16 protein-coding genes are annotated in these 13,691 nt (G+C 29.0%); 3 read left to right on the top strand and 13 right to left on the bottom strand.

Going from position 1 to position 13,691, the window contains the following annotated elements:
• Nucleotides 1–158: 158 nt before the first annotated feature.
• On the bottom strand, nucleotides 159–383 hold the full coding sequence (locus HT586_RS12370) for a hypothetical protein (protein WP_238999263.1): 225 nt from the start codon (nucleotides 381–383) through the stop codon (nucleotides 159–161).
• 40 nt (nucleotides 384–423) lie between these two features.
• The gene (locus tag HT586_RS12365) at nucleotides 424–732 is read right to left on the bottom strand and encodes a helix-turn-helix transcriptional regulator (protein ID WP_238999336.1); all 309 of its coding nucleotides are present in this window, start codon (nucleotides 730–732) and stop codon (nucleotides 424–426) included.
• 210 nt (nucleotides 733–942) lie between these two features.
• Here HT586_RS12365 and HT586_RS00365 point away from each other — a divergent pair, with 210 nt between their 5' ends.
• Nucleotides 943–1,359 (top strand): glyoxalase superfamily protein, encoded by a 417-nt coding sequence (locus HT586_RS00365; RefSeq protein ID WP_203545951.1) that lies wholly within the window; start codon nucleotides 943–945, stop codon nucleotides 1,357–1,359.
• A gap of 46 nt (nucleotides 1,360–1,405) precedes the next feature.
• Here HT586_RS00365 and HT586_RS00360 read toward each other — a convergent pair whose 3' ends face one another.
• From HT586_RS00360 to HT586_RS00335, 6 genes are all read right to left on the bottom strand, one after another.
• The gene (locus HT586_RS00360; protein ID WP_269152468.1) at nucleotides 1,406–1,828 is read right to left on the bottom strand and encodes a MepB family protein; all 423 of its coding nucleotides are present in this window, start codon (nucleotides 1,826–1,828) and stop codon (nucleotides 1,406–1,408) included.
• A gap of 56 nt (nucleotides 1,829–1,884) precedes the next feature.
• Complete coding sequence (locus tag HT586_RS00355) at nucleotides 1,885–2,376, bottom strand: TspO/MBR family protein (protein ID WP_203546511.1); 492 nt, start codon at nucleotides 2,374–2,376, stop codon at nucleotides 1,885–1,887.
• A 211-nt stretch (nucleotides 2,377–2,587) separates the two neighbouring features.
• Entirely contained in the window at nucleotides 2,588–3,325 is a 738-nt protein-coding gene (locus tag HT586_RS00350) for an SDR family NAD(P)-dependent oxidoreductase (protein WP_203545950.1), read from the bottom strand.
• Nucleotides 3,326–3,337: 12 nt separating this feature from the next.
• On the bottom strand, nucleotides 3,338–3,775 hold the full coding sequence (locus HT586_RS00345) for a MarR family winged helix-turn-helix transcriptional regulator (protein ID WP_203545949.1): 438 nt from the start codon (nucleotides 3,773–3,775) through the stop codon (nucleotides 3,338–3,340).
• Between the two features lie 304 nt (nucleotides 3,776–4,079).
• On the bottom strand, nucleotides 4,080–4,583 hold the full coding sequence (locus HT586_RS00340; RefSeq protein ID WP_203545948.1) for a GNAT family N-acetyltransferase: 504 nt from the start codon (nucleotides 4,581–4,583) through the stop codon (nucleotides 4,080–4,082).
• A 165-nt stretch (nucleotides 4,584–4,748) separates the two neighbouring features.
• Nucleotides 4,749–5,204, bottom strand: a complete 456-nt coding sequence (locus tag HT586_RS00335) for an HIT family protein (RefSeq protein WP_203545947.1) — start codon at nucleotides 5,202–5,204, stop codon at nucleotides 4,749–4,751.
• 196 nt (nucleotides 5,205–5,400) lie between these two features.
• On the opposite strand from HT586_RS00335, the gene HT586_RS00330 reads away from it, so the two are divergent.
• Nucleotides 5,401–5,817 carry a VOC family protein gene (locus HT586_RS00330; RefSeq protein WP_203545946.1) on the top strand — a complete coding sequence of 139 codons (417 nt, stop codon included), beginning with the start codon at nucleotides 5,401–5,403 and terminating at the stop codon, nucleotides 5,815–5,817.
• A gap of 142 nt (nucleotides 5,818–5,959) precedes the next feature.
• Here HT586_RS00330 and HT586_RS00325 read toward each other — a convergent pair whose 3' ends face one another.
• Both HT586_RS00325 and HT586_RS00320 read right to left on the bottom strand, forming a co-directional pair.
• A complete protein-coding gene (locus HT586_RS00325; RefSeq protein WP_203545945.1) occupies nucleotides 5,960–6,337 on the bottom strand; it encodes a BlaI/MecI/CopY family transcriptional regulator in 378 nt (125 codons plus the stop codon).
• An 18-nt stretch (nucleotides 6,338–6,355) separates the two neighbouring features.
• Nucleotides 6,356–8,041: a M56 family metallopeptidase gene (locus tag HT586_RS00320; protein ID WP_203545944.1), complete on the bottom strand. Its 1,686-nt coding sequence runs from the start codon at nucleotides 8,039–8,041 to the stop codon at nucleotides 6,356–6,358.
• 182 nt (nucleotides 8,042–8,223) lie between these two features.
• Here HT586_RS00320 and mecD point away from each other — a divergent pair, with 182 nt between their 5' ends.
• A complete protein-coding gene (gene mecD / locus HT586_RS00315) occupies nucleotides 8,224–10,251 on the top strand; it encodes a PBP2a family beta-lactam-resistant peptidoglycan transpeptidase MecD (protein WP_407943980.1) in 2,028 nt (675 codons plus the stop codon).
• Between the two features lie 599 nt (nucleotides 10,252–10,850).
• Here mecD and HT586_RS00310 read toward each other — a convergent pair.
• The 3 genes from HT586_RS00310 to HT586_RS12355 all read right to left on the bottom strand — a co-directional run bounded on the left by HT586_RS00310 (nucleotide 10,851) and on the right by HT586_RS12355 (nucleotide 13,292).
• Nucleotides 10,851–11,935, bottom strand: a protein-coding gene (locus HT586_RS00310; protein WP_203545942.1) for an IS3 family transposase whose coding sequence is annotated in 2 segments (ribosomal slippage) — nucleotides 10,851–11,734 and nucleotides 11,734–11,935 — 1,086 coding nt in all. Because the reading frame shifts where the segments join, the coding sequence is not laid out codon by codon here.
• 57 nt (nucleotides 11,936–11,992) lie between these two features.
• Nucleotides 11,993–12,217, bottom strand: a complete 225-nt coding sequence (locus tag HT586_RS12360) for a hypothetical protein (protein WP_238999261.1) — start codon at nucleotides 12,215–12,217, stop codon at nucleotides 11,993–11,995.
• Nucleotides 12,218–12,554: 337 nt separating this feature from the next.
• Nucleotides 12,555–13,292 carry an SEFIR domain-containing protein gene (locus tag HT586_RS12355; RefSeq protein WP_238999259.1) on the bottom strand — a complete coding sequence of 246 codons (738 nt, stop codon included), beginning with the start codon at nucleotides 13,290–13,292 and terminating at the stop codon, nucleotides 12,555–12,557.
• Nucleotides 13,293–13,691 lie beyond the last annotated feature (399 nt).

Here is a 13,691-nt window from a genome sequence, read left to right as displayed (position 1 = left end):
ACATTGTTACGTTAGTAAAGTGATTAAAGTTTCAAAATTTATTTATTTACCCTCTTAATCGCTCACGACAAAATTAGATGAATAACCTATCCTTGAAAATTAAAAACCTCATAATCTTTTCGATTGTGAAAAGATTATGAGGTTTATTTAAATAACTATTATAGTAACTGAAATAGATATATACTAATAAGCACTAGAATACCAAATGCTGCTGTAAAACATGTCACGATTATTATTTTTTCCCTTTTAAATTTCTTCTCATCTCTTGGTGTATGTTGTATTACTTCACCGTTTTCCATATAGTCTAATATTTCTTTATATGTTTGAATATCATACTTCTTCTTCAATCGATCAATTTTATTTGCAAAATAAAATGAAATCATCCACAAAAGTAGCGGAACTAGAAAACCAAACCATCCGTCGCTAAACTTTAATGCTGCGCCAAAAGATACAGCGCTCAATAATGTAAAAAAGCATCATTAAATTTCCATACCTACCCATATTACTGTGATCCACTGCATTTCTCATCATCTTAACATCTCCTTTAACAAGTTGGTCTAAAGAAACGTTAAACAAAGAAGCAAGCTCAATCAAATTATGTAAATCCGGATAACTTCTTTCATTCTCCCAATTCGATATGGTCTGACTTGAAACAAATATCTTTTCTGCTAATTCTGCTTGAGATAAATCGTTCTCTTTTCTGTAATATCTAATTTGATTGCCTACATCCATGTTCAACAGCTCCTTCAAACTAACCGTAACTTGATTAAAGATTTTGTGCTATCTAATATCTTTATAATACAACAGAATAAGGGCTATAAAATGTTTTATAGTCGTTATTTCCTAGGAAATATAATGACTAACTAGCTATCTGTATAAAAATAATTCTTCTTTACTCTAACGTCACGTTATACCTTACGATTTAAGTAAGGAGGTGATGACATGGAATTCTATCAAATGCCGTTGTTTATTAAAATATTGGTGAGAGATATTGAAAAAGCTGAGAAGTGGTATCTTCACACTTTAGGATTTCAAAGTATATTCAAGTTTCGTAATGATAATAATGAAGTTATTATGAATCACTTGCGATTGGAAAAATATCAGGATATCATGCTGATTCAGTCTGATGACTTTAAAAGTGGTAATGGTTGTTTCATAAATATTCTTGTTGATGATATCGAAACAATAGCAAAGTCGATATCCGAGAAGTATGTGTTACAACCGTTAGAACAGATGCCGTGGAATGCGAAGGAAATGACTATCATTGATCCTGATGGTTATCAAGTAACATTAACGGAATCGAATATTAGTGATGAAGATTTTGAGAAATTAATGAATAGTGTTTCTAAAAACTTTTAGAATAAACAGTAGCGATTAGAATTTTAAATCGCTACTGTTCTATATATTACATATTAAACTTATATTCACCCATATTATAAAAATGTTCAGTCTGCCATTTCTGACTAACCATTGCAGTTTTATTCAAATCTTTGACCCATGGCGGATAGACTCTAAAAGCCATTTTGTCTTTTGAATTATCAGCTTTGACAATACCTTTTTCGATTAGAATCGAAACAGGGAAAACAAACTGACCTTCATTATAGTCATCAAGAATATTAATTACAAGGTAATCGCCAATATCATCTTCATTAAAAGGTATATTTTTATTAAGGGAATCTTTCTTCCATATAGCAACGAAATATCCAAGTTTCTTAGGAGTTTTCTTTGCTAATCTAATTTTGAAACTAAATACTTTACATGATAAATTTATACCTTCATATTCTTCATTCCAATCTTCTTGAAATAATAAATTAACTACGAAAGAAATTCCTCCAATCTTATAAGCCGTCGGAGAAATTATTAAATATATTAAATTCTATTTTATTAATCCCTTGTATAACCTTCTTTATCTTTGTTTAAAATCCAATTACCACCGTTCAGATAGCTCGCATAACTTAACCATGAAACATATGGGATCATCAATAATCCTGCTGTTTTTTCAAATTTGTAGAACTTATTAGCTGCAATATTACCTGCGGCTAGTAATACATAACTTTCAAGCAATGATATTTTTCTTAATTTAAAATTGAAATACAATAAAGACCATGCATAATTTAGGCCTAACTGAGTATAATGTACGCTTTTTAGTTCTTTTCTTTCTGCTTTATCTTCCGCTTTTTCATATGCTTTATCATATGCTATACCCATTGATGTATAAAGTATTGGCCATACAATAGGGAAAGCAATAGCTGGTGGTGAATATGGTGGTTTTTTATATTGTTTATAATCATCTTGGGCTTTAGCTGTCAGTCTTCCTATACTTAATCCCCCTGCAAGTGGTAATACTCTTCTCGTTATCTTTTTCAAATCAGTCATCATGTTTTCCCCCCTCATTTTTAATATATCGTTAGTCCATAAAATTCTTTTATCAATATTTATTTATAAATTTCCTGTTTTTTAAAATACTTAGTTTTGCTTTACATTAGTTTAATTCATACTTAACATTCTGAAAAAGTACTATATTTAAATTTCGTATTTGTTGTTATTGATGGTTATAATATCTAAAAATCATAAAACGCTTTACAGATTAAACAGTGGCAGTAACTCCACCATCAATCACAAATTCTGATCCTGTAGAGTATCTAGCTTCGTCAGATGCTAAGAAGATAATCATATGAGACACTTCTTTAGCTTCAGCAACACGGCGCATAGGAATAGTTTGTTTAAATTTCTCTACCGCTTCTTTTACACCAGGTTGCTCAAGCATCTGTGTATGAATTACACCTGGATGCACAGAATTTACTGTAATATTATAAGGTGAAAGTTCTCTTGCCGCTGCTTTTGTCATACCTCTGACTGCAAATTTAGTATCCGTATAACCTATTGCTCCGCCTACTAAGCCATTCATCGATGAAATATTAATGATTGTACCTGACTTTTGCGTTTTCATAATTTCTGAAACATATTTAATACCTAAAAAAACAGAGACTTGATTGATATTGATAATCTTCATATAATCTTCTAAAGTAATCTCATCAATCTTCATATTATATGTAATACCTGCATTGTTTACTAAAACATCAATGCGTCCCCACTTATCATATGTTTCCTTAATCACACGTTTCCAATCTTCTTCATCAGCAACATTATGCTTTATAAACAATGCTTTCTCACCTAATTGTTTAGCAACTTCATTTCCTTTTTCTTCATTAATATCTGTAATAACAACTTTAGCTCCTTCTGCAATCGCACATTCTGCATGAACTTTTCCCATACCTTGTGCAGCGCCTGTAATTATCATCACTTTATCTTTTATTCGTTCCATTATAACTCCTCCTTATATTTCATCTATTGAATCAACATGATTCAATAGTTTCTTTTGTATTTCTTTCATCAGTGTTAATTCTTCATCAGTTAGAACGCTATAAACTGCATTACGAACTTTTTCTCCTGTAATTTCCGCTTCTTTTAAAAGTGAAATTCCAGATGGTGTAATATTCAGCAATATAACACGACGATCAATTAGTTGAGGTACTCTATTGATATATTCCATTTTTACCAACTTATTAGTCATTGTTGTAATAGCACCATCTGTGAAGCCTAGTGCTTTAGCTATCGTTGATGGCTGAGATGCACCATTACATTTAATATATTCAAGTAAAATAATTTGAGAAATATTCACTTTATGGTTGAATTGCTTTAAGAATAGCGACATCATTTTGTAACTTAACTGATTTCCATCATGTACAAACTCAAAGAAATTGGATTGTTTCATATAGTCACCTCTATCTTTATTTTAACATTAAATATTTTAGCATTAAACTATTATGTTAAAATAAAATGCTAACTGATAAACAGTGAACATTTTAAATTTAAAGATATTGGGCAAGTTTTGTCGTCATGACTTCAAAATTCTCATAGAGTATAGCCATATAAACGCTCCTCTTCTCTTTAATAGAACCTTTCACCTTTCTTGGTATACATCGCTGCAGCACCTCCCCATCCTTTAGGGAAACGTTTAATAATAAAAGATTTAGCTTCATCAAATAATTTTTGTTCGATACTCATATTATGCTCTCCTATTCTTTGATAGCTATTTGAACAATATGTTGTAACCCGTTCTTTTCAAATACTTTATGTTTCTTCATCCCAATTTTTGATGCTACTTTTTGAGATGGCAAGTTATCTATAGTTGAATATGAATATATCTTTTCAAACCCCAAAACATTAAAAGCATATTCCATACATGCATTTGCCGCTTCTGAGGCATAACCTTTGTTACAGTATTCTTTGATAATATGAAATCCAATCTCAGGTAGTACCTCTCCATCAATATTTTGCATCGTTATACCACAGTCACCTAAAAAAGTTCCATCTTCTTTCAGAATAATCGCCCATAGACCACAATTATATGTAGCATAATTTTCGATATTCCACTTAATCCATTCTTCAACCTCATGCTCATTAAACGGATGACCATAGTGTTGCATAGACTCAGAATCAGATAATACTTTAGAAAGATTAAATTTATCTTCTTTTCGAAGTTCCCTTAAAATTAAACGGTCTGTTTCTAGTATCGTCATAAAAATCACACTCTCTATTTCAATAATTTATGTAAAGTGTACTCAAAAAACGTTATTGAAGATTGTTAAAAACCTCATCATTTATGATAACTTTCAGCGTATCGGTTAAGAGTGCGGTTTATTATAATTAAAGTCGATATCAAAATGATGATATCGACTATGATTTTATATTTTATACAACTGTTCAAGTTCGTTCTTTACCTTATTTCTAATTTCATCATGTTTATCAGGATCGTAAGCCGTTTCTTCATTCGACCAATTGGAAGCATCATACGCCCACACTGGCATATACTTCACCGACTCATCTTCCCACTCATATCTTGGAAACAAATGTGCATGAAGAAAATGATCTTTGTTACCTAATATTTCGTAATTCACTCTTGTCGGATTCAATGCTTTCATCATCGCATCGCCTACTAAGCTCATATCTAATAAATAATCTTGACGTTCTTCTATGGTAAGATCATTCAATAATCTTACCTCTCTTTTAGGAAGCAATACACAATAGCCTGGAAGAAATTGTACATCACCAAACACAACATAGCTTCCTTTCAGTTCTTTTATTACCATTGGATTCGTACCATTCTTAGCTGATAGAATTCTATTTTCTTTCCAGTTCATTTTCTTCCTCCTATGTATTAACAACTACGCTTAGAAAACTAAATATTCAGTTAATTATACCATAGCCTTAATATTAATTTATACCATCTATTTATTGTTGTTCAAGCGAATCCAACTAATATTATGATTATTTTATAATTCACTCTTTACTTTAACGTCACGTCATACCTTAGGATTAAAGTAAGGAGGTGATAACATGGAATTCTATCAAATGCCATTGTTTAATAAATTGTTGGTGAGAGATATTGAAAAAGCTGAGAAGTGGTATCTTCACACTTTAGGATTTAGAAGTGTTTTCAAGTTTCGTAATGAGAATAATGAAGTGATAATGAATCATTTAAGACTGAAAAAATATCAAGATATTATGTTGATTCAGTCTGAAGATTTTAAAAGCGGAAATGGTTGTTTCATTAATATTCTTGTTGATGATATCGAAACAATTGCAAATTCGATATCTAAGAAGTATATATTACAACCGTTAGAACAAATGCCATGGAATGCGATGGAATTGACAATTGTAGATCCCGATGGTTATCAAATAACATTAACGGAATCGAATATTAAAGATGAGGATTTTGAGAAATTAATGAATAGTGCTTCTAAAAACTTTTAAAATAAACAGTAGCGATTAGAATTTTAAATGGGCATGTAAAATAAACTGTGTAAGTAGAGTGCGTATGACTCTGCTTCGCAGTTTATTTTACATTCCCTTCTCACTTAGTTTGAGAAGTCAGCTTTAATAAAATACTGTAACCTTAATTATCAAGTTTTTCTAATAAAGTTTTTAACTTTTTTATTTCATCATCTGTCAGTTTTTCTTGTTTCGCAAAATTCATTACGAGATTAGTTAATGCACCATCATATAATTTATTTAAAAATGTATTAGTAGTATTTTTTTTATAAGAGCTTTCTTTAACTAAAGGTTTATAAACATACACTTTACTATTTTTTTCTTTTAATAAAAAGTTTTTATCTACTAATCTATTAATTAAAGTTCGTATTGTTTTAGGGCTCCATTGATTATCATTACTTAAGTAATCTATAATTTGATTAGCAGATAAACCTTCTTTATTGGCCCAAATTACTTGCATAACGGTCAATTCACTTGCTGGAATCTCGTGATTTTTATTCATATTTACATACATCCTTACTTATTTAATTTTCCCACTGTTTATTATATCTTCAGTTATTATTTTTGCAGTTTTGCCATTGGCATCGTTATTCTTTTTAACTAATGTTGCAAAAACATATTGTTGATTGTTTTTTTCAAAACCACCAACATACCATCCTTTAATTTCGTGGTTATTTATTATTGCAGTACCTGTTTTTCCCCAAGATTTATTATCGTTATTAGAAAGACTTTTTATAATATAGTTGGTATATTTTTTTGAAAAAATACCATGGTTTTGTTGTAGGTTTTTCATTATCATTGCTTGCTCAATAGGTGAAATTTTCAAACTGGATTCTAACCAATAAGGTCGGTTTTGGCCAGAAATATCTTGATTTCCATAATTAACTTCATTTAAATATGATAATAATTTCTTCTTAGAAATATTTTTATCTAGAGATTCAAAATACCAATTCACAGAATCTTGTAATGCTGTTTTTAATGAATGATCTTTATTCCATTCATTAATAGACGTATCAACACCATCCCATTTTTTTGTATTATTGGTCGTAGAAATGGTTTTATTATTTAGATGTATAATACTATCAATTATTTTATAAGTTGAATCTGGTGAAGTTCTTTCTAATGCTAACTCTTTATTATAAATATACATACTATCATTTTTTAAATTATACATTACAAAAGTACCATTAAAATCTTTAAAATGCACTTTTAAATCTACAGTATGATAATTCATTTCGTTAAGTTTTTTTTCCGGATAATAACTTATTGTATCATTGTATGCAAATAGAGACTTAATAGAAGTAATTAGGGAAATAATCACCAAAAGAAATAAAATTCTTATTTTAATAGGGATAGATTTAAATGTATCATTACTAATTAATTTTATTCTTTTTGTAAGTACTTTGGCAGGTTTACTGAATGTTAACAGAGCGTAATCATTCTTAGTTTTTGAACCAATTTTTAAAAGCGTTAATCCATATAATTTTCTTTCAGATTTAGTAGCATTATGAAGTACTTCTCTATCACAGGCAGTTTCTATATCATTAATAAAGTTTTTAGCAGAAAAATGTATAAAGGGGTTATACCAAAAAATAATTTTAAAAATATTGAAAAAATAGCATTTAAAAATATCATTTCTTTTTATATGTGTTATTTCATGCGTAATAATCATTTTAATTTCCTCATTTGTCATTTTAGTTAGCACATCATCTGGTATAACAATATAATGTTTACCTAACCAGATTGTAAATGGAACTGATATATGAGATGATATTAAAATTTCATAGGACATATTTTTAATAATTTGAGTTGACCTTTTACTGTATTTTATTGTGTTAATAAGCTTGTATACTATAAACAGATAATAACAAGTGAAAAGGAATATTCCCACAATCCAAATAGTATTCAAAATAACATCCCAATTATCGCTAGTCGATGATAATGAAATAGCAAGGTCTTTCGCATGATTATAAGATGTGTATAATTCATTTGATGCAACCGTATTCGAATTCGTTTTATCTATAGAATTATTATTGAAAAATGAAAAATTATAATTAATTAATGGAATAAACATACTTATTAATATAATTAACCAGGGAAATATACTAAAATCTATTATTTTTAATTGATTAAGAATGAACTTATATAGTTTTATCAAAAGAAAAGAAATTCCACTGAGAAGAATGCTAATTAAAATATAATTCATATTACACCTCCAATTCTATTATATCATGTATATATTTTTAAATTACATTTGTAATTTAATATAAATATTAAATTACAGTACTAAATGATTTAGTATATATTTGTCATGGTATTACATTTGTGATATATTACAAATGTAATATATCACAAATGTAATACTTGATGGAGGAAATTATGAAGAATATAAAAAGTAAAATAATAATAGTTTGTAGCCTATGTCTTATATCATTTTTCTTATATAATTTATTGAAAGAAAATGAAATTGATAAAATATTTTCTTCAATTGAAAATCGAAATGTAGATGAAATAAATGAGAATATTACTTTTTTATCAAGAAATACTTTTAGTAAAAAACAAAGATACGATAGAATGCATCATATTGATAATTCTCTAGGCATAAAAAAAGTAAAAATAACTGATATAAAGTTATTAGAAGAAATTGTAGACACTCGAAAATATAGTGCTAATATGCACTATGATTCTAAATTCGGTAAATTCACAAAAAAAGGTTATTTTGAGTTTGAAAAAAATGGTGAGAGTAAACGTTGGGAATTGAACTGGACACCAGAGGTTATAATTCCAGGACTTACAGCAACTAATGAAGTACGAGTAGAAGAATTGAAATCAAGTAGAGGTGAAATTGTAGATAGAAATGGAATTCCTTTAGCGATAGATGGTGAACATTATCAGGTAGGAATTGATCCTAAAAATTATAATAAGAAGGATAGTAAACAAATAGCTAAGTTATTAAATATAAATGAGAGTACTTTAAAGAACATATTAAAACAATCATGGGTTAAAGATGGAGTATTTGTTCCAATCAAATCATATGTAGAATTAAGTGATGAAATTAAAAATAAAATACCTGAATACGGATTATCTGTAAATAAAATAAAAGGTAGAACTTATCCATTAAAAGAAGCAAGTGCTCATTTGTTAGGTTATATTGGTGAAATAAATGCAGATGAGCTTAATGATCCAAAATTTAAAGGATATGATTCTCATTCAATTGTTGGTAAAACTGGTATTGAATATATGTACGATAAAGAATTACAAAACAGAGATGGTTTAATAGTATATATTACTGATGATGATGGTTTAACAGGTTCAAAAGAAATATTAGTTCATAAGAAACCTAAAAATGGAAAAAAGATAGTTTTATCGATAGATAGTAGAGTTCAAAATAGTATTTACAATCATTTAAAAGATGATAATGGATCTGGTACTGCTATGAATCCCAAAACAGGAGAATTATTAGCTTTAGTAAGCTATCCATCATTTAATCCTTATGATTTTATGTTTGGTATTTCAAATAAAAAATATCAGGCCTTATTAAATGATAAAAAGGCTCCGCTTTTAAATAAATTTCAAGAATTAACTTCTCCAGGTTCTACTCAAAAATTGCTAACTTCTATAATAGGTTTAAATAATGGGGTTATAAATGAAAGCAAAAGTTATGAAATAAATGGTAAAGGATGGAGAAAAGATGGGAGCTGGGGAGGATATAAAGTAACAAGATTTGAAGTTGTCAATGGAAGAATTGATTTAGAGAAAGCTATAGCACATTCAGACAATATCTTTTTTGCTAGAACAACCCTAGAAATGGGTGGGAAAAAATTTGTAAGGGGAATGAAGGATTTAGGTGTAGGAGAAGAAACGCCTTCGGATTACCCTGTTCAGACTGGCCAAATAGCGAATAAAATTAATCTAGAAAGAAATTTGAATAATGATATATTGTTAGCAGACTCAGGTTATGGACAAGGTGAAATATTGGTGAATCCAATTCATATTTTATCTATATATAGTTCATTAGTAAATGAAGGGAATATGATGGCACCTAAATTAAATATGGAACATAAAAGCAAAGTATGGAAAAAACATATTACATCACAAAAAAATATTGATATATTAACAAGTAGTATGAGAAAAGTTGTTACAGGCACTCATAAATTAGATACCGAAAGAAATTATGCTAACTTTGCTGGAAAAACTGGTACAGCAGAATTAAAAATGACTCAGAATGAAGGATTAGGTACACAAATTGGATGGTTTGTGGGTTATGATCAACAAAATCCAAATATGATGTTAGCTATAAATGTTAAAAATGTTGAAGACAAAGGTATGTCTAGCTATAATGCACAAAAATTTGCGCAAGTAATGGATGATTTATATGAACATGGAGCTAGGACTTATGAACCAGACTCAGAATAAAAATATACTCAATGTATTAGTATTTACATTGATGTCATTATTATTTACTAATTTATTAATAAATTATATAAGGTTGTTTGACGAATCTAAAAATGGCTCGATACTATCTTCACTAAACATGATTAATGAAATAATAATATTTATCCCTCTGATTCTAGGTGTAATTTTTATCTGCAATTCTAATAATGTAAAAGAGTTGAAGAAATATGTAATATATAACTTTTTTACTTTTGTAGCAAGTTTTATATTAAAAAATCTGATGTTATTGTGCAATGAGAATCTAAATATAATAGATGTACCAGATATATTCTACTATGTATTGGTTGTGTATAGTATTATTATATTGCCTGCATCATTTTTCTATTTTCTATGTGCTCTTATAAAATTTTTAATAATAATAATACAAAATAAATGAAAATTTAACTTTTTATCGAATATAAGTATATAGTCGTTTATAAGGAGTGTTTGATTTGATTGTAATAAAATTCTTCTTAGTTAGTGATAATATAGAATGATTTATAATTATAGCTTATTCAAAAACTCTATCCACATCTTTTGGATAGAGTTTTATTATTGCAAAATGGAATGTCAACAGTTTTTTAGACACTTTTCATGTGTAAATCTTTAAACGCCACTGGCGTTAAATACTGTAATGAAGAATGTGGTCTAAAATTGTTGTACCAATTTACATAATCAAATAATTGTGTTTCTAACTGTTCTAAGCTTTCAAATTTCATCTGTTTTACAAGTTCGGTTTTCAGTGCTTTCATCGTTGCTTCTGCAACTGCATTATCATAAGGACAACCTTTAGTACTTAATGAACGCTCGATTTCAAAAGTCTTTAATACTTCATCTATCAATTTGTTATCAAATTCTTTACCTCTATCTGTATGAAATAGTGTGATTTGTTTTAAGTTATGATTAATTTTACTAATTGCCTTCACCACTAAATTTGCATCCTTATTTTTACCTGCACTGTAACCAACAATTTCTCTATTGAAGAGATCAATAAATAAACATATGTAATGCCATGTATTTTCTACTCTTACATAAGTTAAATCACTTACCAATGCCTCCATGGGTTGTTCTCTATTAAAAGTACGATTTAAATGATTTTTAATTCGTTTTTCATTCGTTTCTTTTGGATGATGTTTATATTTAGCTTTCGTATAAACTGAAACTAGATTGTATTTTTTCATGATACGACCAATCTTTCTTCTGGATACAGTGAGACCTTTGTTATTTAAATTATTCTTAATTCGTCTTGTACCAAAGCTTTTTCTATTCGAATTAAACGTATCTATAATAATATTTTCTAATTCTAAATCATCATCTTTTTGGTTTGTAGTATTTCTTTTTATTGATTCATAATAAGTGCTTCTTGGTATTTTCAGGACTTTACACATTGCTGATACTGAATATTGATGCGCATTCTTTTGAATGATTTCTATTTTCGTCCCATGATCAGCGCTGCTTGCTTTAAAATATCATTCTCCATTTTTAAATGTTGAACTTCTTTGCGTAATTTAATCAGCTCTTTTTCATCATCTGATAAGTTATCTTGGTGATTGAATGAACCGGTGTTTTGATGTTGCTTTATCCATTTTCCTAACGCCGAAGGTGTTAAATCATACTCGCGTACAATTTCATTTCTAGGTTTACCATTTTCATATAGTCTAACCATTTGTAATTTAAACTCTGAACTAAAATGTTCTTCTTTCTCTTGCCATAATAAAATCGCCTACTTTCTTAAATTAACAATATCTATTCTCATAGAATTTGTCCAATTAAGTGTAGACGATTCACCTCTTCTGTAATCATATAAATACTTAGAATCAGGTAATGGGATATTATGTACCTCTATGACTTTCTTCAGGTTAGTAAACTCGATATTATGTTCCTTAGCAAACGCAGTTCGTGATTTTGTCCATAGCTCCTTATAAATATCAAAGCGATTCATTTCCATATTCAACACCCCTAACATATTGTAGTATTACAATAAATGTAGCATGTGAATATATAAAAAGTCGAACTGCAACTGAATGCAGTTCGACGAATAGTTATATCTTTTTAAGTTAACAGTTACCTGCCATAGAAATGAACAAGCATTCCCGGTTTCTAAAATTTAATATCATCAATATTTCTTTTTAGGGCTTCTTCAAACTCATTAACTCTTGTTTTTCTTTTCTTTTGTTCTTCTAATTTTTTCTCTATCATTCTCTTATACTCTGCATTGGCATCTTCCACGCACATAATAAGTGTATCACGATGATAATTTTTTACTTCTTCAATTGTTGTTCCGTCTAAAATAATTTTATCACCAACAACTCGTGCTTTCCGAACCTATGCATTGTTGACCAAACCCTTGGATTATCCCATTTATAAATAAAAATTTCGCTCCACTCATGATTAGGAGTTTGATTTAATAAAAATGGTACGCTGTATAAGGCAGAACCTCTAGTACCATCCATTTTAGGAACCGTTACTTCCTCCTGTTTTATTCCTAAAATCTTGATTTCATCATAGTTATTCGTAATAGTTTTAGGTTCTGCTAAACGATCAAAGACACTCTTAGTTTTCTCTTTAGTTTTCTTTTTATGTCCTACTATTGTTGCCAACAAGTCGTTCATTTCATTATTGAATTGCTTAGATTCTTTATCATAGTATAGAGCAGTCCAAACTCTACCTTTAAGAAAATTAGGTATAGAATCTTTGTCAGGTTCATTCAATAATATAGGCAAAAATCTATCTTCACCAACGTTTCTTAAGATTTCATCTGACATTAATCTTGCTTCGTAGCCACTCCCGCCCACTCTTTTATCTGTATTTTCTTTATAACGTTTGCTACAAATTACAAGTACAAAGTCTGATTGCTGAATGCTCTGCTCCATAAAATGTGGTAATTCTTTACCTTTACTTACATCCCATTTATCAAATACTACCTCGAGCTCTTTATACTCCTCCAACATTTCCGCTAAATCAACTACTTTTTTATCCTCATTTTCGTCCCATGCATATGAAATAAATATCTTTTTCTTCATCTTTTTCCCTCTCTTATTATTAATTCAATAAGTTAATATTTGTAATGATTATTTTCAATTCTATTATCTCACAATCACGCTTATTTGATATGATTATAATACTTAACTTGAAGAGGAGCAGTGATTATGTCGCAAATAAAACTGAATGTTTTACTTGGCTTTACAGAAGAAGAAATGAATCATGTGAAAATCAAATTCAACCAATCAAATGGTTTTGTTGATCCTAAGGACGTTTTTATAAAGATTTACATCAAGAGTTAGTCGTTCAACAGATATTACCTTCAATTTATGACGGTGATGAGTTCCCCGGTTATGATAAGGTTAAGCTATCCTATCAACAACTCGCAACAATTATTCATCGTGGCAAACGGGACTGGATTGCTACTCTTGAAAATCAAA

Origin of the sequence: Macrococcoides bohemicum (assembly GCF_016865215.1) — a bacterium.
Classification (GTDB): Bacteria; Bacillota; Bacilli; order Staphylococcales; family Staphylococcaceae; genus Macrococcoides; species Macrococcoides bohemicum.
The sequence above is the reverse complement of the archived record's forward strand: the minus strand, read 5'-3'. Positions and strand labels throughout refer to the sequence as shown.